Source organism: Saccharopolyspora phatthalungensis (assembly GCF_014203395.1).
GTDB classification, from domain to species: Bacteria; Actinomycetota; Actinomycetes; order Mycobacteriales; family Pseudonocardiaceae; genus Saccharopolyspora; species Saccharopolyspora phatthalungensis.
In genome coordinates this window covers 1,687,685-1,710,637 of record NZ_JACHIW010000001.1, presented here as the reverse complement: position 1 = coordinate 1,710,637, position 22,953 = coordinate 1,687,685, and the positions used below count along the sequence as shown (strand labels likewise).

The following is a 22,953-nucleotide window of genomic DNA, read 5'->3' as shown; positions in this document are numbered from 1 at the left end:
AAAACGGGAAACCTCTCCCGCGAGGTCAGGCGGGTTCCCGATGCTGCCTGAAACTGGAGACTCGGTCCGGGCCGAACCGGCTTCTGGCTTTTCCTGAAATCGGGGTTTGGCGCGCGGCTTTCGGTCAACGGTTGGTGGAGATCCAGCCATCCGGGTGGAGTCGGCCCGCTTCGAGCTCGCCGTCCAGCAGGGTCGCGTCGCGGTCGGCGACGAGGATGCCGTCCACGTTCACGCCGCGCCCGGCGTAGAGGTTGTCCAGGGCGTACCGCCACCGCAGGCGCACGTGCTGACCGGCATTCGCGTCGATCGTGCCGCGCACCTTCCACCAGTTGCGGTGCCCCGCCCCGGCCAGGAACTCCTGCGGCCCGTCGGGTGCGCCTGGGCCGGATGCCTGCAAGGTCACCGGGCGCCACTCCGCGCCATCCGCGCTGGACTCGACGAACAACGGATCCACGCCGTCGCTGTCGCGCTCGGTGTCCACGAAGGCTTTGAACGACACCTGCATCGGGCCGCTGACTGGTCCGAGCGCGTCGGTGGTCAGCGTCCCGCCGCGATCGGAGTGCCAGGATTCCGAACCGTGCGCCGGATCCACGGCGAGGGATTGTGCCAACCCCTGCGCCAGCGCTTCCCGTGCGGGGTTGTTCGAGCCCCACTCCCGCGACGGATGCACCCGGTTGGTGAGCAGCACCACCACCGAACGCGACCCCGGGTCGATCACCAGCGACGTGCCGGTGAAGCCGGTGTGGCCCGCCGTGCGCGGCGAGCTGAGCCCGGCCATGTACCAGCGCTGGTCGAGTTCGAAGCCCAAACCGTGTGCGTTGCCAGGGAAGGCGCCGTTGTAGTTGGTCAGCATCTTCGCGACGCTGTCCTCGGACAGGATGCGGTTGCCGCCGTAGGTGCCGCCGTTGAGCAGCGTCTGCCCCAGCCTTGCGAGGTCGTCGGCGGTGGAGAACACCCCGGCCTCCCCGGCGACGCCGCCCAGCGACCACGCGTTCTCGTCGTGCACCTGTCCGCGGACCAGGCCGCGCGGCGGGTCTGCCTGGTACTCCGTGGCCGCGGTGCGGTGCAGCACCGAGGGAGGCGGGTTGTAGCCGGTGTCGACCATGCCCAGCGGTCCGGTGATCCGCTGCTGCACCACCTGGTCAAGCGGCGCGCCCGAGACCCGTTCCACCAGCAGGCCCAGCGTGATCATGTTCGGATCGGAGTAGGCGTAGTGGCTGCCGGGCGGGAACTCGGGGGTCAGCTGCATGATCGTCGGGATCCGCTGCTCCGGGGGCAGCTTCCAGAGTTTCACCTCGGGCTGCAGGCCGGAGGTGTGGGTGAGCAGTTGCTGAACGGTGATCGATTGCTTGCCGTTGACGCCGAATTCCGGCAGGTAGTCGGCCACCGGCGCGTCCAGCCGCACTTGACCGGCGTCGACCGCCTGTAGCACCGCGATCGAAGTGAACAGCTTGCTCAGCGAGGCGACGTCGAAGATCGTGTCGGGCCGCATCGGTTCTTGCTGGTCCGGAGGCAGTTCGGTGCCCTGGGCGTCCGAGTAGCGCAGCTCGTGGCCTACCGCGTCGCGGCGGACCACGACGCCATCGTGCACCAGCAGGCTGACCGCGCCCGCGTACATCGGGTGCTCGAGGTCGGGCGTCTTGTTCGTCCAGGTCGCGATCTGCCGAAGGGCCGCGTCGATCGGCGCCGGATCGAGCCCGACCTCTTCGGGCGTACCGTCATGCAACTGGGTCCCCGCGGGGGCGAACTCCTCCTGCGGGAGATCGAAATGGCCGTGCACGTAACCGGGCGCCGCCGTGGCCGCTCCGGCCAGCGCGGTGACGGAAAGCAGCGCCATCGCTGCCAGAATCGTCCTGCCCATCGCGTCCCCCTTAGTGGTACAGCAGATATGGCTGACGTTGTCGTTGGAAGTCGGCCACGTCGATCTGCCAGGGATCGACGATCTCGGACAGGTCGGCACCCGCGTCGACCATCGTGCGTAACCGGTCCGAACCCGACAACTTGTCGATCATGTTGTCCGGCCGCCAACCGAAGACTTGCGGGTACAACCGGCGCGCGGTGACGATCATCGCGACGGCGGTGCGGATCGCGTCGATCTGATCCGAGCGATGCACCTGCAGCCCACCACAGGTCTCGTTGGCGTGCTTGGAAAATGTCGGAACGAAATACGTTTCGCGAAATCGGACGCCCGGCAGCCCGGCAGCGTTGAGCTCCTCCGCCCACCGCCAATCGATGCCAGGCGCGCCGATGATCTCGAACGGCCTGGCGGTGCCTCGTCCCTCGGACAGCGAGGTGCCCTCGAACAGCCCGGTTCCGGGGTACAGCGCCGCGGTGTCCGGCGTCGGCATGTTGGGGCTCGGCGGGACCCACGGCAGCCCGCTGTCCACGCCGCGCGCCCGCCAGCCCTCGACGCGGACCACGTCGAGCTTCGCCAGCGGGCTGGGCAGGTACTCGCGGTCGAACATCCGCGCCAGCTCGCCGACGGTCATGCCGTGTTGCTGCACGATCGGCAGCAGCCCGACGCCGGAGGCGAACCGCGGATCCAGCCGCGGACCCGCCACCTGATCGCCGATCGGATTCGGCCGGTCCAGCACCAGGAATGCGGCCCCGACCTGGTGCGCGGCCTGCATCGCGGTGTACATCGTCCAGATGTAGGTGTAGAAGCGGACGCCCACATCGGCGATGTCGAACACGACCTGCTCGACACCCGCCTTGCGGAACATCGCGGCCAGCTTCGCCGCGTCGGCCCCGTACGCGTCGTACACCGGCAGTCCGGTGCGCGGATCGCGATAGTCGCCTTCCGAGCCGCCGGCCTGGGACGTGCCGCGAAATCCGTGCTCCGGACCGAAAACCGCGACGACGTCCACCGCCCCGCTGGCATGCATGACGTCCACGACCTGTTCCAAGGACGACAGCACGCCGGTCGGGTTGGTCACCACGCCGACCCGGCGGCCGGCAATGTCCTGCCAGTTCCGCGCGGCGAGGACGTCCGCGCCGGTCCGCACGGCGTAGCCGAGGTCGGTGGGCTGTGGGTTCGCGCAGGCGGAGCTTGCCGCGAGCCCTACCGCGGGCACCGACAGGGCCGCAGCGGTCAAGAGCCCGCGTCGAGTGACTCTCGGGTGCTCACCCTCCCGTCGCCCGGCCACCGCTTGCCGAGGAGGCGCTGCGCCGCGCGGTGTCGACGGGGGCATGCCAGGTCCGTCACTCACGAGTTCTCACCAGCTCAAACCGTGGCCGAACGGGTACCTGTCGACTCCGGGCCGGTTCGGGTCGGGCACCGGGACTGGCAGCTTGCCGGTCGGTGGGATCTCGCCGAAGAGCACCTTCGTCAACGACTCCATCGCGACCTGCTTGTCCGAGTAGGTGGCGATCCAACCGGGCAACTCGACGTATGCGGCGTCGTACGGGTCGCGCACCGCGACGGCGACCACCGGCTTCCCGGTCTGCTGCAGGGCGCGGACCAGGTCGAGCTGCGCCTTGTTGGCCGGGCTCCATGCGGCGTTGGTGAGCACCACCGCCACGTCGCTGCGCTTGGCGCCTTCGACGGCCTGGTCGATCTGCTCGCGAGTTGGCTTCAAACCCGTTTCCAACGCCGTCGCATTGGGCCCGCGCGCCTTGATCCGCTCCGCCAATGTGGCGGTCGCCGTGTCCCCGGCGCCGGTCACGAACATCGTCCCGGGCGGCTTCAGCGGCAGCATTCCGTCGTTGCGCAGCACGGTCGTGGTGTGGTCGGTGATGCTTTGCGCCGCCGCGAGGTGTTCCGGCGTCCCCACGACATTGTCCACTTTGGACACATCGACCAACGGGTTGGCCAGCACGCCCCGGGCGGACTTCAGCGCCAGGATGCGTTCCACGCTCTGATCGATGCGCTGCTCGCTGAGCCGACCGGTGCGCACCGCGTTGAGCACGCCGTCGATGGCGACCTGCAGGTTGGCCGGCATCAACATCATGTCGGCCCCGGCCTTGAGCGCCAGCACCGGGATCTCGGCGTCGGGGTGCTGCTTGCGTACGCCGTCCATCTGCAGCGAGTCGGTGACGATCACACCCTGGTAGCCCAGCTCCTCGCGCAGCATTCCGGTGAGCACCTTCGGCGCCAGCGTCGACGGCCCGCCCGAGTCGTCGAGCTTGGGCACCACGATGTGCGCGCTCATCACGGCGTCGGCCCCGGCGGCGATCGCCTCCTTGAACGGCGGTGCGTCCAGCTGTTCCCACTGCTGCCGGTCGTGCTCGATCACCGGCAGCGAGGTGTGGCTGTCGTCATTGGTGTCCCCGTGCCCGGGGAAGTGCTTGACCGTCGCCGATACGGTTTCGCCTGGCTTCGCCGAGTCCTCGTAGCCGCGGATTTGCGCGGCGGTCAACCGCGCGGCGAGCGCCGGGTCGGACGAGAACGACCGCACCCCGATCACCGGGTTCGCCGGGTTGACGTTGACGTCGCCGCTCGGCGCGAAGTTCTGGTTTAGCCCCATCGCCCGCATTTCCTGCCCGGTAATCGCGGCCGAGCGCCCGGCGTCGTCGGCATTGCGGCCGGCGCCTAGCGCCATGTTGCCCGGGAATTGGGTGGCCGGCTCCAGGATGCGGGTGACCTGTCCCTGCTCCTGATCGGTGGAGATCAGCAGCGGCACCTTCGCCCCAGAAGAAACCGCTGCATTCTGCAGGCCGTTGGACAACTCGGCGATCTGCTTGGGCTCATAGAGGCTGTCTGTCCAGGAGAAGTGGATAATGCCGCCGAGGTGGTACTTCTGTACCACCTGAGCCGGGGTGTCGACGCCGAACTCCTCCTGGTTCTTGGGGTGCGAGGTGTCGGCGGTGCGACCGTAGGCGTAGGTCACGAACAATTGCCCGACCTTCTCCTCCAATGTCATCTGCTTGAGCAGTTCGGCGGGTGAGAGCCGATTCGGCGGTATGGCACCGCCAGTCACGGAAAGCGCAGCGGCACCGATGGCAAGGGCGCTCAGCGCGACAACGGCGCGGCGCGCTCGGGTCTTCACGTTGGGCCTCCCTGCGGGCGGGGACTTCGCCGGGCTCGGAAAGTGTTCACCACGAAATCGGTCGATTTCGCAAGTTACTCACAGGACCCGCGCCCGGTCAACGCTGCGCACCGGTGGGAATACAGACAGCCCCGCTCCGGGGGAACCCGGACATGCGGCGGCGCCCGTCGATAAGATCGACGGGCGCCGCCCCTCTGCGCGAATACTCGGGTTACCAAGCGTGCACTTCTTGTCGTAACTTCCGGGCTAGGCGTCCGGCGTCCCGGTACGCAACCCCGTGGAACGACCAGCCTTGTGTGCGGCAACGCGTGGGTGCTCCGGGCATCGCGCGCGGAGTCTGAGTCGGGGTGGATGCTACTTCTCCTCCGTAACATCCCTGGCCAATCAGGGTCCGCACCTCCTTTGTAGCGGGTGACGCCCGGCACTGCAAGGGTTCGTGCAGGTGCTCTAGGTATGCGTGCTCCGCAGGTGGCGATCACCGCGTCCTTGTGGTGATCACCGGTGGTTTTCGGTGCGGGCTATGGAAAACCGGTGTCCGTCAGCGGCGACGGCGCCAGGCGCGCAACCCCCACCATGCTGCGCCGGCCGCCGCTACGGCCCCCATCCCGACGCCGGCCGCGGTCACCGCGGCGCGGGAGGGGGTGGGGATTCGAGCGCGCAGCGAGACCGGGTGCTCGAAGGACAGCGACGGCCAGCCGCGCTGAACGGCTTCCTTGCGCAGCCCGCGGTCGGGATTGACCACGGTGGGGTGGCCGACGCTCTCCAGCAGCGGCAGGTCGGTGATCGAGTCCGAATAGGCGTGGCATTCGGCGAGGTCGTAGCCGTACTTGGTGCCGAGTTCACGGGCGGCGGTCGCCTTGTTCTCGGCCGAGCAGTAGAACTCGACCTCGCCGGTGTAGCGGCCGTCGACCACGACCATCCGGGTGCCGGACCAGTGCGTGGCGCCGAGCAGCTTCGCGATCGGGGCGACCACCTCCTCGCCGGAGGCCGACAGCACGACGATGTCGTGGCCCTGCTCCTGGTGTTCCGCGATGAGTTGGGTGGCTTCCTTGTAGACCAGCGGGTCGACGATGTCGTGCAGGGTTTCCTCGACGATCGCGTTGACCTGCTCGACGTCCCAGCCGGTGCACAGCGAGGTGATGTGCGCACGCATCCGGTCCATCTGATCTGCGTCGGCGCCGGCCAGCATGAACACGAACTGGGCGTAGGCGCTTTTCAGCACGGCCCGTCGGTTGATCAGTCCTTCTTGGAAGAACGGTCGGCTGAAGGCGAGCGTGCTCGATTTGGCGATGACCGTCTTGTCCAGGTCGAAGAACGCGGCCACCCGGCGTCCGGTGGGGGCCGAAGGGTTCGCGGGCTCTGTCACGCCGCACAGCATACGAGCCGGGCGGCGCGGCCTGCGGGCGCGCTTTACCGGGTTTTTCGTTCCGGGCTTTTGGGCTCGTCGTGGAACTAATTTTGCTCGAACGAGCTAAAACCGAGGTTGTTAACGCGTCCCCCTCCGGGATTGCCGGTTCCTCTCGCCCCGATGCCTTGCGGACCTGCCACGCGGACAGCCTCGCGTTCGTGTGTATTAGTGCCCCGATTCGAGGAAAGTGCTCACCCTGTGTGCGTTATTTCGTCTCGTTTTCCGGTAGTGAGATGCAATTCTTGACTCGAATGTCGGCTAACTGATGGTTCGGCGCGCTACTGAGAGCAAGAGCGTTCCCTCAAATGGACGGGGGCGTTGTGAACGATCAGCGGGCTACAGTGAGGGATGTCCGGTGCGGCCGGACGAGTTCAGCTCAACCCCCCGGAGCTGAACTCACGGCGACCCCCGTCCTCCCCCCGGCGGGGGTCGCCCTGTTTGCGAGAGGCTGCGCAGCCAAATCCGCGATCGAATGTGAATTCTTTCCGGTTTCTTCCAGGGGTGAACCGAGCCCTTCCGGGGGTGCGAGTTATCCACAGGACCGCTGCTTTTCCACAGATTTGAAAAACCCGCTTGGCGGCGGGCGATGATCCGGCCACCTTGGTTACCGAGCGCGCCATTCGGGCGCTCGGCTCACCGCTCATTTCAATGCCGGAGGCATCGCCATGACTACCGCCCCGCTGCTGGTTGCGCAGGATTCCACGCTGGCCGAAGAGGTTTCCCGATTGGCCGCAGCGGCCGGCGGCGAACTGGAGCACACCCAGATGCCGGCCGCCCCGAGCTGGCGCACCGCGCCGTTGGTGCTGCTCGACGCCCAGGCGGTCGGTGTGGCCGACGGCCTGCCGCGAAGACGCGGCGTAGTCGTCCTGTGCCGGGACCCGACGCCCGATCTTTGGCGTGCCGCTTTCGAGATCGGCGCCGAGCACGTGCTCGAAATGCCCGCTGACGAGGCGGGCCTTATCGAGCTGCTGGCCGATGCGGCGGATGTCCCGGCGCAGGGTGGCCGGGTGCTGGCGGTGCTGGGCGGTTGTGGCGGTGCCGGGGCTTCGGTGCTGGCCACGGCAGCAGCCGTGGTAGCCGCGCGCGGCGGCGAGCGCTCGCTGCTGGTCGACTGCGACCCGCTCGGCGGCGGGGTGGATCTCGCGGTCGGCGCGGAAGCGACCGACGGGCTGCGCTGGTCTGGGTTGGCCGTCAACGCGGGCCGCCTCGCGGCCAGCGCGCTGCACGAGGCTCTGCCCAAGCGCCGGATCGGCTCCGGTGCGATCACCGTGCTCTCCTGCGACCGCGACGGGCCGTCGACCGGGCTGACTCCGGAGGCGGTGCGAGCGGTGGTCGGCGCCGGGCGCAGAGCCGGTGACACCGTGGTTTGCGACCTGCCGCGCAGCCTCCCGGCAGCAGCGGCAGCCGGACTGCGCCAAGCGGACCTGGCGGTGGTCGTGGTGCCCGCCGAGGTGCGGGCCTGCGCCGCGGCGGCTCGCGCGGTGGCGAGCATCCGGGAACACGCGGCAGGCCCGATCAGACTGGTGGTGCGGGGTCCGGCGCCAGGGGGACTGCGCGCGGCCGACGTGGCACGAGCGGTAGGCGAGGAGGTCCTGACGGTCATGCGGCCGCAGCCACGCCTGCCGGCCGTCCTGGACCGCGGCGGGTTCACCACGACTGGACCGACTCGTCGCGGCCCGGTGACCCGAGCCGCGCAGGAAGTCCTTACCGCGCTGACCCACGCCGAATCGTCCACTGTGGTGAGTTGACGAGGCCGGCCGACCAAGGCCGGTGTCGGTCGCCGCACTTCGGGCGAATTCGCGGGTCGAACTCCACCGCAAAACGGATTGAGCCGCGCGACGGTGTGTTCGGCGTTGGCGCGCGGGAATCGTCCGTGGTTTTTGCAAACCGGCGTTGGCGGGCGGCGTCGCCCCGCTGGGTCGCGACAACGCCGAGCCCGGGCCCGCCGGTACGAACGGCACCGGGGCTTGCCAGCCCCAGCAGTTCGGTCTCGACCGGGTACGGGAATTGCTCTTTCGGTGTTCCTTCGAAGGGAAGCGAGTTCAGCCATGTCCACGAGTCAAGCCTTGGAAATGGGACAGATCGCCGACGGCGTCGAATCGTCCACTGTGGTCGATCAGATCGATGGTGCGTTGCTGGAGCGGGTGCGCAACCGGCTGGTCGGCAACGGCGCCACCTTGACCTCGGCCGCCGTCGCGTCTGCGGTGCGGGAGGAGTCGGGTGGGCTGGTCGCCGACGCCGATGTGCTGGCCGCACTTCGGCTGGTGCAGCAGGAATTCCGCGGCGCCGGCGTGTTGGAGCCGCTGCTGCGCGATCCGGCTGTCTCCGACGTGCTGGTCACCGCGCCGAACAAGGTGTGGGTCGACCGGGGCGACGGGCTACAGCGCGCGGCGGCGCGCTTCGCCGACGAGGATGCGGTGCGCCGCCTCGCGCAACGGCTCGCGGTGGCCAGTGGTCGTCGGCTGGACGACGCTCAGCCGTGGGTCGACGCATGGTTGCCGCAGGAGAGCGCGTCCGGACCGGTGCGGTTGCACGCGGTGCTGCCCCCGGTCGCGGGAGAGGGCACCTGCATCTCGCTGCGCGTGCTCCGCCCGGCGGCGCACGACCTCGATGCGCTGCGGACTTCCGGCTCCTTCGACGGACCGATCGCCACAGTGTTGCGCGAGATCGTGGCCACCAGGCTGGCGTTCCTGGTGGTCGGCGGCACCGCCAGCGGCAAGACGACGTTGCTGGCGGCGATGCTGGGCGAGGTAGCGGAGTCCGAGCGCATCGTGTGCGTCGAAGAAGCCGCCGAGCTCTATCCGCGGCACCCGCACGTCGTGCGGTTGCTCACCCGACCCGCGAACGTCGAGGGGGCCGGGGAGATCCAGGTGCGCGATCTGGTTCGGCAGGCGCTGCGGATGCGGCCGGATCGGCTCATCGTCGGTGAGGTGCGCGGCGGCGAGGTCCGCGAGTTGCTCGCCGCGTTGAACACCGGCCACGACGGGGGCGGCGGCACGCTACACGCCAACTCGCCGCAAGAGGTCCCGGCCCGGATGGAGGCGTTGGCCGCGCTCGGCGGACTATCGCGCGCTGCCCTGCACAGCCAGCTGGCCGCGGCCGTGCAGGTGGTGCTGCACGTTCGCCGCAGCGCCCTGCGGGGCAGGCATTTGGCGGGTATCGGCGTGCTGAACCGCAGCGGAGACCAGGTCCAGGTGCTGCCGGCCTGGCAGTCCGACGACGGGTGGGGGCCGGGCAGGGATGCATTGGCGGCGCTGCTGGCCTCGCGGGGAGGTGCATTGCCGTGCTGATCCATCCGCTGGTCGTATTGGCTGCGGCATTGTTGTGCTGGCCGGAGATCAGGGCCCGCGATCGGCTCCTCGCCGCGCCGGTGCCGGTTCCCGTTCGCCCGTTCCAGCGTGGAGCGCGGTTGCTGGCGATTCCGGCCGTGGCGGGGGCGGGCTTGGTCGTCGCTGGCCCAGGTGGCTTATGTGCGGGCATTGCGCTGTCACTGGTTGGCCTGAAGTACTGGCGATCGCAGCGGGACTGGCGAGACCGGCTGAGCCGGGCCGATGAGCTGACCGCCGGGATGCGACTGCTGGTGGCGCAGCTGCGGGCCGGTGCCCATCCGGCCGCTGCGGCCGAGGGCGCGGCAGCCGAGGCCGGACCGGTGGTCGGAGGCGTGTTCGGGGACATGGCCGCCACCGTCCGGCTCGGCGGTGACGTCGCGACGGCTCTCGAAGCGCACGAAGGGACCGCCGAGCTACGCGAACCGCTTTGCCGAATGGCCAGAGCCTGGGCATTGGCGGAGCGGCATGGCGTCGCATTGGCCGACTTGCTGGACGCGGTTCGCCGCGATATCGAGCGGCGCACCGCGTTCCGGCGAGACGTCGAGGCGAAGATGGCAGGCCCGCGCTCGACCGCTGCGGTGCTCACCGGGCTGCCGGTATTCGGGCTGCTGTTCGGCGAAGCAGTCGGTTCGGCCCCGATCGCCGTGCTCACCGGTGGGCTGCTCGGGCAGCTGCTCCTGCTCGCCGGGGTCGCACTGCTCTGCGCCGGGGTCGGCTGGACATTGCGCTTGACCAGGGCGGTGGTGCAACCGTGATCGAACTGCTGCTGGCTGCGGTGGCGCTGTTGCTCCTCCCGATGAGCCCGGCACGAGCGAGATTACGGGCGCTAGGACCGCGTCCGCAGGGCAGGAGTCGGCGCAGAACGTCCATTGTGGTCTGGGCGCTGCCGTTGGCCGCTGGGGCGATCGCGGTGCAGGTGCTCGGAATGGTCGGCGGGATCTCGATCGGCCTGGCCACCGCCTTCGCCGCGCGCCGGTGGTCCGCGCTGGCCGGCCGAAGACGCGACCGGACCGATCCGCTGGTGTTGGCCGCCGGCTGGGACCTGCTGGCGGCCGGGATGCGGGCCGGGCTGCCGGTGCCGGTGATCGTGCGGGCGGTCGCCGACGAACTCACCGGTGCGGCCCGCCGAACGCTGCGCGAGGTCGCCGACCACCTCGCGCTCGGCTCGGACGCGGTGACCGGCTGGGAACCGGCCCTGCGGAACCCGGACACCGCGGAACTCGCGCGTGCTGCCCGGCGGACAGCGCGCACCGGTAGCGCCCTGGCGGACGTGGCCGCCGACATCGCCATCCAGGCGAGAGCCGTGGTCGCTGAGCAGGCCCAAGCGCGTGCCCAACGAGCAACGGTGTGGATCTCGGTGCCGCTGGGCCTGTGTTTCTTGCCCGCGTTCCTGTGCCTCGGGGTGCTGCCCGTGGTGGTCGGCATGGTGCACCGCATCGCGGTGCTCTGGTGAATTCCATTGTGGATCGGAGACTGAGGAGGTTGATCGAGATGAGTACCCGATCATGGATGGCGGTGAGTCGGCTCCGCGCGCTGTTGCACGGCGACGGCGGGATGTCCACGGCCGAATACGCGATGGGCACTGTGGCGGCGGTGGCGTTCGCCTCGCTGCTCTACGACATCGTGACCGGTGATTCGATCAAGGACGCGCTCGCTGCGCTCATCACGCGTGGACTCGAGGGCGGCGGTATCTGATGGCCAAGGTGGTTCCGGCGTCGCCAGGCGCCGGAACGACCGGCGGCGATGCCGGTGCGGTGACGGTCGAGGCGGCGTTGGGCATCTGTTCGGTGATCGCGGTGTTCGCGTTGATCCTGAGCGGGACGGGTGCTCTGATCAGCTATCTCCGGTGCACGGATGCGGCGGTCGAGGCCGCGCGGCTGGTGGCACGCGGCGACCGGGCCCGGGCGGACGAGGCGGTCGGCCGTATCGCCCCGGGCGGTGCGGCGCTGTCCGTGCTCGTCGAGGGCGATCAGGTCAGCACCGAGGTGAGCACCTCTTTCCCCGGCGAGTTCCTGCCCGGCCGCTGGCTTCGCGCGCGGGCAGTGGCGGTGCTGGAACCGGGCGCGGAGGGGCAGGTGACGCGATGAACGGCGATCGAGGCGCGGCGACCGTGCTTTCAGCGGCACTCTCGATGGCCCTGCTCGCCCTGCTGTGGTTCGTGCTTCAGCTGGGCGCGGTCACCATCGCCCGCCACCATGCCGAAGGTGCGGCAGATCTCGCTGCGCTGGCCGCCGCCGCGTATGCGCCCCACGGCCAGCAGCTCGCGTGCGAGCGGGCGAACCAGGTCGCGACCGGGATGCGCGTCGAGATCGCGGAGTGCCGGATGGACGGTTGGGACGCCCGAGTGGAGGTGCGGGCCGGCCTTCCTGCTTTCGTCCTCGGCGGGCAGCGGGTCGGCGCCCGGGCTCGCGCGGGACCGACCGAGGAATGACGGGCGGGCTGATCGGCCCGGCCGCGATGAGCGGTCGATGAGCGGTCGAGCGGCGCGGAAATGACCGCGCAAACGGCCGTTCAGGCACCGTTCACCAAGATGATCTTTCGGTGGCAGTGTTCCGATGGTGAGCGTTCGTCGCCGATCAGCTACCGGTCGCCGAAAGGGGGTGTACTCGCAGGATTCGGATGACGTTGATTAGTGGTGTGAGCCAGGACTCAAGATTCGCGGCGACGAGGCCGAGAATCAGGTGGCTGCCGCAGGCACCCCCCGAGCCGCCGGTCCGGTGCGCACTGCGGAACAAGGAGGCGGAGCAAATGCATCGGTCGGCGGACAGGTGGCGGAACACCTTCCCCGGCATCCCGGCCCACCCGGCCGGGCTGACCAGCAGCCGGATCGAACTACGTGTGCAGGCAATCGGATTCGCCTCGCGCGGTTGGCCGGTGCTACCCGGAACCTACCCGGAAGGAGACCACTGGACCGGCCGTCGCGGAGGGCAGGACAACGGCCCGATGCCGACGCATCGCGACTGGCAGGACCGGCTCGGCACCAATCCGGATGAGGTCACATCCTGGTGGACCGACCGCCCGTACAGCCTGCTGGTCGCCACCGGAATCACGGTCGACGCGATCGAGGCGGACGCGGATCTCGGACGCCGGGCCGCATCGGTGTTGCGCGCACTCGGCTTCCCGGTGCCCATCGTGGCAACCCCCGACGGTCGCTGGTACTTCCTGACCGCCAGCGGCGGACGGCTCTACCCCGAACTGGCCGAGCATGGCGAAATCCGCTTGCATGGCAACGGGAGCTGGGTTCCCATGCCTCCGACGGCGTATCCGCGAGGCGCGGTGCACTGGCGGGTCAAACCGGAGGTGTGCGCCTGGCATCTGCCAACTCCGGAGTTCGTGCAGGACGCGTTCTGCACGGGGCTCGACATCCTTGACAACAACAGTCCCGAGAACGTGGCGGAACTTCTCGCAGCAGGCAGGTGACCACCTGCCGACCGTGCGGCGGCGACCGGATCGGCATCCGCGCCCCGGGCTTCCCGGCACGACCGGACACCCCCGTCGAGCACGTACCGACCCTTCGTGCTCAGATCTCTTGTGGACGGTCGTGCGGCCCAGCCGATCCGTCGGTATTTCCGCCGAGCACGGTCGACACTGCGTCGAGAACAGCCACCGCCCCCGCCTTGTCCAGCGGCTCGTTGCCGTTCCCACACTTCGGCGACTGGACGCAGGACGGGCACCCAGCCGGGCAGTCGCAGGAAGCGATCGCTTCCCGCGTCGCGGCCAGCCATGGGACCAATGCGGCATAACCGCGATCGGCGAATCCGGCCCCTCCCGGATGGCCGTCGTGCACGAACACCGTTGCCTCCCCGGTGTCGGCATGCAACGCGGTGGAAACCCCGCCGATGTCCCATCGATCGCAGGTCGCGAACAGCGGTAGCAGGCCGATCGCCGCGTGCTCGGCGGCATGCAGCGCGCCGGGGATGCGCGCCGGATCCAGCCCGGCGCCTCCCGGCGCGCTGCTCACCAACAGCTCGTCGCTGACCGTGTACCAGACCGCGCGGGTCAGCAGGGTCTGCGCCGGTAGGTCCAGTGGAACCTGGTCCAGTACGGCACCGGATGGCCGCTTCCGGAGATATCCGACCACCTGCGAGGTGACTTCCACCTCGCCGAGGCAGACCGCGACGCCGCGACCGGTGTCCTGCCGCTCGATGGTCCGCAGCACCGAGATGTCCACCACGTTGCGCGGCGAGGTCGTCCAATCAGGACTCTCCGGATGCACCAGGGCGATCGCGGTCTCCAGGTCCAGCTCGTCCACCACGAACGACTCGCCGCGGTGCAGGTACACCGCTCCCGGGTGCACCGTCGCGCACGCGGAGTCCGGGTCCACGGTGCCGAGCATGCGTCCGGACTCGCCCTCCACGACGGCGATCGGATGCCCGCCGGCGCCGCGCAGCTCGATGTTCCGATGTGGACGTTCGCGGGAGGTCCAGAACCAGCCGTGCGGGCGCCTGCGCAGCACCCCGTCCGCCGTGAGCGCCTGCACGGCCCGTCGCGCCGGTTCGCCGCCGAAGGTGTCGAAGGAGTCCTCGTCGAGCGGCAGTTCGGCCGCAGCGCAGGCCAGGTGCGGTTCGAGAACGTATGGGTTGGTCGGGTCGAGCACGGTCGCCTCGACCGGCCGGTGCAGCATGGCCGGCGGGTGGTGTACGAGGTAGGTGTCCAGCGGGTCGTCGCGCGCGACGAAGACCACCAGCGCTCCTTCGCCGTCCCGGCCGGCGCGACCGGCCTGCTGCCAGAAGGACGCGAGGGTGCCGGGATACCCGGCGACGACGACGGCGTCGAGCCCGGAAATGTCCACGCCGAGTTCCAGCGCGTTGGTGGTGGCCACCGCGCGAAGCTCGCCCGAGAGCAGGGAACGCTCCAACTCCCGGCGATCTTCGGGCAGGTACCCGCCTCGGTAGGCGGCCACCTTCGCGGCCAGCGAATCGTCCACATCGGACAGTGCGCGCTGCGCGGACAGTGCGGCCAGCTCCACCCCACGGCGAGACCTGATGAACGCCAACATCCGGGCGTCTTCGATGACCAGTTCCGTCATGATGCGCGCCGCTTCGGAGCCGGCCGCCCGGCGTACCGGGGCGCCGTTCTCGCCGATGATCTCGTCGAGCAACGGCGGTTCCCAGAATGCGATCGTCCGAGCCCCGCGCGGCGACCCGTCGTCGGTGACGGCGCGGCACGACACGCCGGTCAGGCGCTCGGCCAGCGAGGCCGGGTCGGACACCGTGGCCGAGGCGAGCACGAAAACCGGATCCGCACCGTAATGCTGCGCGATCCGGCGCAGGCGGCGAAGTAGCAGCGCCACGTGCGAGCCGAACACTCCGCGATAGGTGTGGCACTCGTCGACCACGATGTGGCTGAGCCGCCGGAAGAACCGCGCCCACCGGCCGTGACCGGGCAGCACGCCGTAATGCAGCATGTCCGGGTTCGTGAAGATCCACCGGCCGTGCGCGCGCACCCAATCCCGCTCGACCTGCGGGGTGTCGCCGTCGTAGCTGGCCGCCCGGATGTCCTTCATGCCGAGCTCATCGACCGTGCGCAGCTGATCGGCGCCGAGCGCCTTGGTGGGCGCGAGGTACAGCGCGGTCGCCCGGTCGTCGTCGAGCAGCCGGGACAGCACCGGAAGTTGGTAGACGAGCGACTTGCCGGAGGCGGTGCCGGTCGCGACGATCACGTTCTCGCCCGCCCAGACCGCTTCGGCCCCCTCGGCCTGGTGCACCCACGGCTCCCGCGCGCCGCGCTGGCGCAGCGCGTCCACCAGCCTCGGCGGGGCCCACTTAGGCCAGTCGGCTGTCCGGGCCGGGCGGGTGGGCAATTGCTCGATGTGGCGGACCGGTGTTTCGTCGGCGGGTATGCCAGCTACGGCGCGGTCGAGTAACCGCCGCCCCCGGTCCTGGTCCGCTGCGCGCACGGAATCGAGCCTCGCACAGTGCCGATCTCGCGCTCCCACGCGTTCCCGATTGCCGCATGCGTGTCGGTATCGCTCGATCGGATGGTTCTTTCCGCAAGTCCGGGCGGCGGGACTGACTCCGGTGGAAACCGGGTGGATGGTCGGGGGCGTATCCATTACCGTATGTCACCCAATCGGGCCAAATTGAACCTTGCCTACTTGGGCGATCAAGGAACCAACTGAATCGATTATTTGGTAACAGATCCCCACGTCAGGACGAGGTGCGTATCACACCGTGAGGTAAGCCACTCGTGGCCTGAATAGACTCCCGAGCCACGACGTCGCCACGGACGGCCAGCAGTTGATGACCAGCCGTACCGGGCGGGGCCGCCTACCGCGCATCGGAGCCCGGTTGAGCGTTACGGGGCTCCGGTACTGAACCGAGCACAACCCAGGAGGACGGATGTCCCTGCTCACCCCGGTCCAGCAAGGCTGGGCCCAGGGCGCTGCACCACCGAGCTCGCAAACCCGGATGGACCTCGCCCAGCAAGCCACCGGTATCGAGCTCGGCGGCGCCGACTACGCCGTGGTCGGCGTCGTCATGGTGATCGCCCTGGCCGCATTGGCCTTTGGCTACGTCCTGATCAAAGAGGTGCTGTCCGCGGGCCAAGGCACGGCCAAGATGCAGGACATCGCCAAGGGCGTGCAGGAAGGCGCATCGGCCTACCTGAACCGGCAGTTCCGCACCCTGGCGATCTTCGCGGTGGCCGTTTTCCTGGTGCTGTTCGCGCTACCCGCGGAGACCACCGGCGAACAGATCGGCCGGTCGATCTTCTTCCTGTTCGGCGCCGCCTTCTCGGCCACCATCGGCTACCTCGGCATGTGGCTGTCCACCCGCGCGAACGTCCGCGTCGCGGCGGCTGCCCGCGAGGCCGGCCAGGGGCGCGAGAAGGCGATGCGAGTCGCATTCCGCACCGGCGGCGTCGTCGGCATGATCACCGTCGGACTGGGCCTGTTCGGCGCCGCGCTGGTGGTGCTGGTCTACGCCGGCGGTGCCCCGCGCGTGCTGGAGGGCTTCGGCTTTGGCGCCGCCCTGCTGGCGATGTTCATGCGGGTCGGCGGCGGCATCTTCACCAAGGCGGCCGACGTGGGCGCCGACCTGGTCGGCAAGGTCGAGCAGAACATCCCGGAGGACGATCCGCGCAACGCCGCCACGATCGCCGACAACGTCGGGGACAACGTCGGCGACTGCGCCGGCATGGCGGCCGACCTATTCGAGTCCTACGCGGTCACGCTGGTCGCCTCGCTGATCCTGGGCACGGCCGCGTTCGGCCTGCACGGCCTGCTGTTCCCGCTGATCGTGCCCGCGCTCGGTGTGATCACCGCCGTGATCGGCGTCTACATCACCAAGGCACGCACCGGGGAGAGCGCGCTGACCGCTATCAACCGGTCGTTCTACATCTCGGCCGGGATCTCCGCGGTGCTCTGCGCGATCGCCGCGATGCTTTACCTGCCCAGCACCTTCGGCGAACTCACCGGGGTCTCCGAGAGCATCCGCGCCACCGGCGGCAGCCCGGCGCTGATCGCGCTGGTCGCGGTCATCATCGGCATCCTGCTCGCGGTGGTCATCCTCAAGCTCACCGGCTACTTCACCGCCACCGAGCACCGGCCGGTGCGCGATGTCGGCAAGTCGTCGCTGACGGGCGCGGCCACCGTGATCCTGTCCGGCCTGTCGGTGGGCTTCGAGTCCGCCGTGTTCACCGCGCTGATCATCGGCGCGGCGGTCTTCGGCGCGTTCCTGCTGTCCGGTTCGCTGCCGGTGGCGCTGTTCGCCATCGCGCTGGCCGGCTGCGGCCTGCTGACCACCGTCGGCGTGATCGTCGCGATGGACACCTTCGGCCCGGTCAGCGACAACGCCCAGGGCATCGCCGAGATGTCCGGTGACGTCGAGGGCGAGGGCGCGAAGATCCTCACCGAGCTGGACGCCGTCGGCAACACCACCAAGGCGATCACCAAGGGCATCGCGATCGCGACGGCGGTGCTGGCCGCCACCGCGCTGTTCGGGTCCTACACGGACGCGATCGGCGTTGCGCTGGCCGATGTGGCTGGGCGGCTGAGCGTCTCCGAGTTCTTCGTCTACGCGCCGAACGTGCTAGTGGGCGTGGTCATCGGGGCGTCGGTGGTGTTCCTGTTCTCCGGTCTGGCGATCAACGCGGTGTCCCGCGCTGCCGGGGCCGTGGTCTACGAGGTGCGGCGGCAGTTCCGGGACAAGCCGGGGATCATGGACGGCTCGGAGCGTCCCGAGTACGGCAGGGTCGTCGACATCTGCACCCGCGACTCGCTGCGCGAGCTGGCCACCCCGGGGCTGCTCGCGGTGCTGGCTCCGATCGCGGTCGGTTTCGGCCTGGGCGTCGGCCCGCTGGCGGGTTACCTCGCCGGTGCCATCGCCACCGGCACCCTGATGGCCATCTTCCTGGCCAACTCCGGTGGTGCCTGGGACAACTCGAAGAAGCTGGTCGAGGACGGCTACCACGGCGGCAAGGGCTCCGAGGCGCACTCCGCCACGGTCATCGGCGACACCGTGGGCGACCCGTTCAAGGACACCGCGGGTCCGGCGATCAACCCGCTGCTGAAGGTGATGAACCTGGTGTCGGTGCTGATCGCGCCGGCCGTGGTGACCCTCGCCGTGGGCGCCGACGCGAACCCGGCGCTGCGGATCAGCATCGCGGTCGTCGCCGCCCTGGTGATCATCGGGGCGGTCGCGGTCTCCAGGCGCCGTTCGACGGCGATCGCGGAGTCATCCACGTCCGACGACAAAGCGGTGAACGGCGCGGCTTGACGCCGAGCCGCCGGAAGGGCGCTGCCCCGCGCGGGGGCAGCGCCCTTTCTGTGCGCTGGGGTTTTCGCAGGCGGCCGACCCCGGCCTCCGGTGTCCGGCAGGCGGTGCGGGAGAGTCTGGGCGGCACGCCGAAAGCATCTCCGATCACTGCGAGGAGTGCGCATGAAGATCCGTTCGACGTCCATCGCGGCACTGGTTGCCGTCCCGCTGGCCCTCGCTGGGTGCGCGGCAGACCCGGCACCGCCGCCACAGGCCCCGGCAACGCCGCCGCAGGCCGCCCGCCCGAGCCCCGAGGGAGTCGCCTGGACCGGCAAGTTATGCGGGCTGGTGGGTGGCTTCGCCGCCGCCCAGCAGCGGCTGCCCGGGGTGGACAAGACAAGTACGGACACCCTCAAGAAAACGGTGGTCGAACGCATCGACTCGGCGTCGCGTTCCGCCGACGACACGATCCGCGGCCTGCAGGGGCTGGGCCCGTCGCCGATCGCGGGTGCCGATCAGGTCAACGACGGCTTCCAACAGGGCTTCACCCAGGTCCGCGACCTCTTGGCTGCGGCTGGCGACAAGGCTAAGCAGGTCGACCCGACCAACAAGCAGCGGTTCCAGGAGGGCATGACCGGCGTGCAGCAGGAGTTGCAGAAGGGGCAACAGCTCAATCTGCAGGACAAGCTGGTCCAGCTGGAGCAGAACAACGAGCTCAAGACCGCCGCGCAACAGGCACCGGAGTGCAAGCAGTTCTTCACCCAGCCTCGGCCGCAGTAACCCACCGCGGGTTTCAACCGAGACCGCGCAACCGCACGTCCCCGCTGGTCGGGCGCACTCCAGCCGGGCGCGACGGCAAGGACGGAAGGCACAAATTCTTGTCCGATCCGCTCGCGCGATCGGGTGGAAACGCTGGCCAACGTCGAACTGCTGTTCTAGCATGCGGGCCGTGGACCAGCTGTCCTTTTACTCGGCCGAGGCGCGGCAGCCCGACATCGCCGATCTCGCGGGCATGCTGTGCGGACCCGGACAGGCGGTCGGCTTCGGCCGCGGCACCGCCGCCCGGCTGTCCGTGGTGGTCGACGCCGAATGGCGCGCCCGCTCCCTGGTCGCGGCCTGCGCCGAACGCGGCGTGGAAGCCGAGCTTGGCCGCTCCGACGAAGGCCACCCGCTGGTTCGCACCGCCTTCCGCGCCGACCTCACCGGCCTCGCCGCGCGCTGGCTGCGCGGTGCCGTGAAATCCGTTCCGCCGGCCTTCGTCCCCGACGGTGCCGCCCTCCGGATCTGGGCGCTGACCGCTGGCGCCGCCGAACCCACCGGCTACCGCCTCGGGCTCGACCCGCACGCCCCCGACACGCACGAGCCGCTGGCCGCGGCGCTGCTCGGCTGCGGCCTGCCGGCCAAGCCGGTCGGGCTGCGCGCTGGCGGTCCGGCGCTGCGCGTCACCGGTCGCCGCCGACTCGCGCGGCTCGCTGAGCTCGTCGGACCGATGCCCGATGGTGCTATCGAGCGAACGTGGCCGCTGGTGTCCTGACCGGTTTGACGCACATCACGCCAGGTCACGCAACGGAACATGACGGTAACCCGATACGTTCGTACAAGAAGACGTGACGAGTCTCGACGTGTTATGTGCAACCCTGTGCCTTCCCGGTGCAGCGCGATTGGGCGTGTTGGGGGCACACTGGGGAACTTGTCGGTTAGCACCGGGTGCAACGGAAGCCTCCGGAAGAAGAGAGCAGGTAAGCGTGGCTGGGTCGACACGGACGAAGAAGGCCGGCGGTACCGGCCGGGCTTCGGGGCCCCCCAACGGGGCTGGCTCCGCGGGTCGGCGCTTGGTGATCGTCGAGTCGCCTGCGAAGGCCAAGAAGATCGCCTCCTACCTGGGCTCGAACTTCATCGTCGAATCGTCTCGCGGGCACATCCGGGACCTGCCGAAGAACGCCAAGGACGTGCCCGAGAAGTACAAGGGCCAGGCGTGGGCCCGGCTGGGCGTTGACGTGGACAACGACTTCGAACCGCTGTACCTGGTGACCGCGGACAAGAAGTCGACGGTCACCGAGCTCAAGGATGCGTTGAAGCAGGTCGACGAGGTCTACCTCGCCACGGACGGTGACCGCGAGGGCGAGGCGATCGCCTGGCACCTGATGGAGACGCTGAAGCCGAAGGTGCCGGTGCGCCGGATGGTGTTCCACGAGATCACCGAATCGGCGATCCAGGCGGCCGCGGCCAACCCGCGTGACCTGGACCACGACCTGGTGGACGCGCAGGAGACCCGCCGCATCCTGGACCGGCTGTACGGCTACGAGGTCAGCCCGGTGCTGTGGAAGAAGGTCATGCCGAAGCTCTCGGCGGGCCGCGTGCAGTCGGTGGCGACCCGGATCGTGGTCGAGCGGGAGCGCGAGCGGATTAAGTTCGTCTCGGCCGAGTACTGGGACATCTCCGCGACGATGGACGCCGGGCCGGACGCCTCGCCGCGCCGCTTCGGTGCCCGCCTGGTCAACGTGGACGGCGCGAAGCTGGCCACGGGCCGCGACTTCGGCCCGGACGGGCAGCTGAAGAACGCCGACGCGCGGGTGCTGACCGAGGAACAGGCCCGCAATCTCGCCGCCGCGCTCACCGACGCGCGGCTGCACGTCTCCAGCGTCGAGGAAAAGCCGTACACGCGGAAGCCGTACGCGCCGTTCATGACCTCGACGCTGCAGCAGGAAGCCAGCCGCAAGCTGCGGTTCTCGGCCGACCGGACGATGCGCACGGCGCAACGGTTGTACGAAAACGGCTACATCACCTACATGCGTACCGACTCGACGACGCTGTCCGAGACGGCGATCGCGGCGGCGCGCAATCAGGCCCGCGACCTCTACGGCGAGCAGTACCTGTCGCCGCAGCCGCGCCAGTACAACCGCAAGGTGAAGAACGCCCAAGAGGCGCACGAGGCGATCCGCCCCGCGGGCGAGAGCTTCCGCACCCCGGGCGAGGTCGCGGCCGAGCTGAGCAACGACGTCGACGGCTACAAGCTCTACGAGTTGATCTGGCAGCGGACCATCGCCTCCCAGATGGCCGATGCGAAGGGCACCACGCTGTCGGTGCGTATCACCGGCACGGCAGCCAGCGGCGAGGAATGCATCTTCGCCGCGTCCGGTCGCACGATCACCTTCGCCGGGTTCCTGAAGGCCTACGTCGAGGCGGTCGACTCGGAGGCAGGTGGGGTCGCCGACGACGCCGAGTCGCGGCTGCCGCAGCTGGTGCGGGACCAGCCGATCACCGCGCCGGAACTGTCGCCGGACGGGCACATCACCAACCCGCCCCCGCGTTTCACCGAGGCCAGCCTGGTCAAGACGCTGGAAGAGCTGGGCATCGGCCGGCCATCGACCTACGCGTCGATCATCAGCACCGTGCAGGAGCGCGGCTACGTGTGGAAAAAGGGCTCCGCCCTGGTCCCGTCGTGGATCGCCTTCGCCGTGGTCGGGCTGCTGGAGAAGCACTTCGGCCGGCTGGTGGACTACGACTTCACGGCCGCGCTGGAGGACGAGCTGGACCGCATCGCCGAGGGGCGCCAGCAGCGCACCCGGTGGCTGTCCGGGTTCTACTTCGGCGGCGAAGTCGGCCCGGAGGACTCGATCGGCCGGGCCGGCGGGCTGAAGAAGCTGGTCGGATCCGGGGTCGAAGAGATCGATCCGCGGGAGATCAACTCGATCCCGATGTTCACCGATGACGAGGACCGCACCGTCTACGTGCGGGTCGGGCGTTACGGCCCATACCTGGAACGAACGCTGGCGGACAGCTCGTCGCAGCGCGCGAACCTGCCGGATGACCTGCCGCCGGACGAGCTCACCACGGAGATCGCGGAGAAGCTGTTCGCCACCCCGATGGAGGGCCGCAGCCTCGGCACCGACCCGGAGACCGGGCACGAGGTGGTCGCGAAGGAAGGCCGGTTCGGTCCGTACGTCACCGAAATCCTGCCCGAGGGCAGCAAGGGAAAGCCGCGCACCGGCAGCCTGTTCAAGAGCATGTCGCTGGAAACCGTGACGCTCGACGACGCGCTGGAGCTGCTGTCGCTGCCGCGCGTGGTGGGTAAGGACCCGGAGTCCGGCAACGAGATCACCGCGCAGAACGGGCGCTACGGCCCGTATCTGAAGAAGGGCACCGACTCGCGGTCGCTGGAAACCGAGCAGCAGATCTTCTCGATCACGCTGGAGGAGGCGCTCAAGATCTACGCGCAGCCGAAGCAGCGGGGTCGGCGGGCCGCCGCGCCGCCGCTGCGGGAGCTCGGCGAGGCGCCGGACACCGGTAAGCCCCTGGTGATCAAGGACGGCCGGTTCGGCCCGTACGTCACCGACGGCGAGACCAACGCGTCGCTGCGCAAAGGCGACGACGTGGAGTCGTTGACCATGGACCGAGCGGTGGAGCTGCTCGCGGAGCGGCGGGCCAAGGCACCGGCGAAGAAGAAGCCGGCCGCGAAGAAGACCACGACGACGAAGTCGAAGAGCACGACGACGAAGAAGAAGGCCAGTTCCTCCTCCAAGTCGTCGTGA

The 22,953-nt window shown here is 69.4% G+C and carries 17 protein-coding genes; 12 read left to right on the top strand and 5 right to left on the bottom strand.

Features of this window, described 5'->3' with window-relative positions; genetic code table 11:
- Window positions 1–124 precede the first annotated feature (124 nt).
- The 4 genes from BJ970_RS07540 to BJ970_RS07525 form a co-directional block, all read right to left on the bottom strand.
- Window positions 125–1,861, bottom strand: a complete 1,737-nt coding sequence (locus BJ970_RS07540; protein ID WP_184725370.1) for a serine hydrolase domain-containing protein — start codon at window positions 1,859–1,861, stop codon at window positions 125–127.
- A 10-nt stretch (window positions 1,862–1,871) separates the two neighbouring features.
- Window positions 1,872–3,095: an exo-beta-N-acetylmuramidase NamZ family protein gene (locus tag BJ970_RS07535; RefSeq protein WP_246470758.1), complete on the bottom strand. Its 1,224-nt coding sequence runs from the start codon at window positions 3,093–3,095 to the stop codon at window positions 1,872–1,874.
- Between the two features lie 120 nt (window positions 3,096–3,215).
- Window positions 3,216–4,988: a glycoside hydrolase family 3 protein gene (locus BJ970_RS07530; RefSeq protein WP_312864152.1), complete on the bottom strand. Its 1,773-nt coding sequence runs from the start codon at window positions 4,986–4,988 to the stop codon at window positions 3,216–3,218.
- Window positions 4,989–5,526: 538 nt separating this feature from the next.
- Window positions 5,527–6,366: an HAD family hydrolase gene (locus BJ970_RS07525; RefSeq protein WP_184725368.1), complete on the bottom strand. Its 840-nt coding sequence runs from the start codon at window positions 6,364–6,366 to the stop codon at window positions 5,527–5,529.
- 695 nt (window positions 6,367–7,061) lie between these two features.
- On the opposite strand from BJ970_RS07525, the gene ssd reads away from it, so the two are divergent.
- The 8 genes from ssd (at window position 7,062) to BJ970_RS07485 (ending at window position 13,145) form a co-directional block, all read left to right on the top strand.
- The gene (gene ssd, locus BJ970_RS07520; protein ID WP_184725366.1) at window positions 7,062–8,144 is read left to right on the top strand and encodes a septum site-determining protein Ssd; all 1,083 of its coding nucleotides are present in this window, start codon (window positions 7,062–7,064) and stop codon (window positions 8,142–8,144) included.
- 372 nt (window positions 8,145–8,516) lie between these two features.
- Window positions 8,517–9,686: a TadA family conjugal transfer-associated ATPase gene (locus BJ970_RS07515; RefSeq protein ID WP_312864436.1), complete on the top strand. Its 1,170-nt coding sequence runs from the start codon at window positions 8,517–8,519 to the stop codon at window positions 9,684–9,686.
- Entirely contained in the window at window positions 9,680–10,480 is an 801-nt protein-coding gene (locus BJ970_RS07510) for a type II secretion system F family protein (protein ID WP_184725364.1), read from the top strand. Before BJ970_RS07515 ends, BJ970_RS07510 begins: the two co-directional genes overlap by 7 nt.
- Window positions 10,477–11,178, top strand: a complete 702-nt coding sequence (locus tag BJ970_RS07505; RefSeq protein ID WP_312864150.1) for a type II secretion system F family protein — start codon at window positions 10,477–10,479, stop codon at window positions 11,176–11,178. The genes BJ970_RS07510 and BJ970_RS07505 overlap by 4 nt, the downstream gene beginning before the upstream one ends.
- A 38-nt stretch (window positions 11,179–11,216) precedes the next feature.
- Window positions 11,217–11,420, top strand: a complete 204-nt coding sequence (locus BJ970_RS07500) for a DUF4244 domain-containing protein (RefSeq protein WP_221467073.1) — start codon at window positions 11,217–11,219, stop codon at window positions 11,418–11,420.
- Window positions 11,420–11,812 (top strand): TadE family type IV pilus minor pilin, encoded by a 393-nt coding sequence (locus tag BJ970_RS07495; protein WP_184725363.1) that lies wholly within the window; start codon window positions 11,420–11,422, stop codon window positions 11,810–11,812. Before BJ970_RS07500 ends, BJ970_RS07495 begins: the two co-directional genes overlap by 1 nt.
- Entirely contained in the window at window positions 11,809–12,156 is a 348-nt protein-coding gene (locus tag BJ970_RS07490; protein WP_184725361.1) for an Rv3654c family TadE-like protein, read from the top strand. Before BJ970_RS07495 ends, BJ970_RS07490 begins: the two co-directional genes overlap by 4 nt.
- Before the next feature lie 317 nt (window positions 12,157–12,473).
- Window positions 12,474–13,145 (top strand): bifunctional DNA primase/polymerase, encoded by a 672-nt coding sequence (locus tag BJ970_RS07485; RefSeq protein WP_184725359.1) that lies wholly within the window; start codon window positions 12,474–12,476, stop codon window positions 13,143–13,145.
- A 100-nt stretch (window positions 13,146–13,245) separates the two neighbouring features.
- Here the strand turns inward: BJ970_RS07485 and BJ970_RS07480 are convergent, their stop codons facing one another.
- Complete coding sequence (locus BJ970_RS07480; RefSeq protein ID WP_184725357.1) at window positions 13,246–15,624, bottom strand: DNA 3'-5' helicase SftH; 2,379 nt, start codon at window positions 15,622–15,624, stop codon at window positions 13,246–13,248.
- A 511-nt stretch (window positions 15,625–16,135) separates the two neighbouring features.
- Here BJ970_RS07480 and BJ970_RS07475 point away from each other — a divergent pair.
- From BJ970_RS07475 to topA, 4 genes are all read left to right on the top strand, one after another.
- Window positions 16,136–18,442 (top strand): sodium-translocating pyrophosphatase, encoded by a 2,307-nt coding sequence (locus BJ970_RS07475; protein WP_221467626.1) that lies wholly within the window; start codon window positions 16,136–16,138, stop codon window positions 18,440–18,442.
- A 162-nt stretch (window positions 18,443–18,604) separates the two neighbouring features.
- Entirely contained in the window at window positions 18,605–19,201 is a 597-nt protein-coding gene (locus BJ970_RS07470) for a hypothetical protein (protein ID WP_184725353.1), read from the top strand.
- A 160-nt stretch (window positions 19,202–19,361) separates the two neighbouring features.
- Complete coding sequence (locus BJ970_RS07465; protein WP_221467072.1) at window positions 19,362–19,955, top strand: hypothetical protein; 594 nt, start codon at window positions 19,362–19,364, stop codon at window positions 19,953–19,955.
- A 211-nt stretch (window positions 19,956–20,166) separates the two neighbouring features.
- Window positions 20,167–22,953 carry a type I DNA topoisomerase gene (gene topA / locus BJ970_RS07460; protein ID WP_376775004.1) on the top strand — a complete coding sequence of 929 codons (2,787 nt, stop codon included), beginning with the start codon at window positions 20,167–20,169 and terminating at the stop codon, window positions 22,951–22,953.

Bases quoted from the DNA above. Each gene is read 5' to 3' on its own strand.
- BJ970_RS07475 (WP_221467626.1), top strand. From the start codon at position 16,136: ATGGACCTCGCCCAGCAAGCCACCGGTATCGAGCTCGGCGGCGCCGAC.
- BJ970_RS07470 (WP_184725353.1), top strand. From the start codon at position 18,605: ATGAAGATCCGTTCGACGTCCATCGCGGCACTGGTTGCCGTCCCGCTG.
- BJ970_RS07490 (WP_184725361.1), top strand. From the start codon at position 11,809: ATGAACGGCGATCGAGGCGCGGCGACCGTGCTTTCAGCGGCACTCTCG.
- BJ970_RS07540 (WP_184725370.1), bottom strand. From the start codon at position 1,861: ATGGGCAGGACGATTCTGGCAGCGATGGCGCTGCTTTCCGTCACCGCG.
- BJ970_RS07500 (WP_221467073.1), top strand. From the start codon at position 11,217: ATGAGTACCCGATCATGGATGGCGGTGAGTCGGCTCCGCGCGCTGTTG.
- BJ970_RS07485 (WP_184725359.1), top strand. From the start codon at position 12,474: ATGCATCGGTCGGCGGACAGGTGGCGGAACACCTTCCCCGGCATCCCG.
- BJ970_RS07465 (WP_221467072.1), top strand. From the start codon at position 19,362: ATGCGGGCCGTGGACCAGCTGTCCTTTTACTCGGCCGAGGCGCGGCAG.
- ssd (WP_184725366.1), top strand. From the start codon at position 7,062: ATGACTACCGCCCCGCTGCTGGTTGCGCAGGATTCCACGCTGGCCGAA.
- BJ970_RS07525 (WP_184725368.1), bottom strand. From the start codon at position 6,366: ATGCTGTGCGGCGTGACAGAGCCCGCGAACCCTTCGGCCCCCACCGGA.
- BJ970_RS07495 (WP_184725363.1), top strand. From the start codon at position 11,420: ATGGCCAAGGTGGTTCCGGCGTCGCCAGGCGCCGGAACGACCGGCGGC.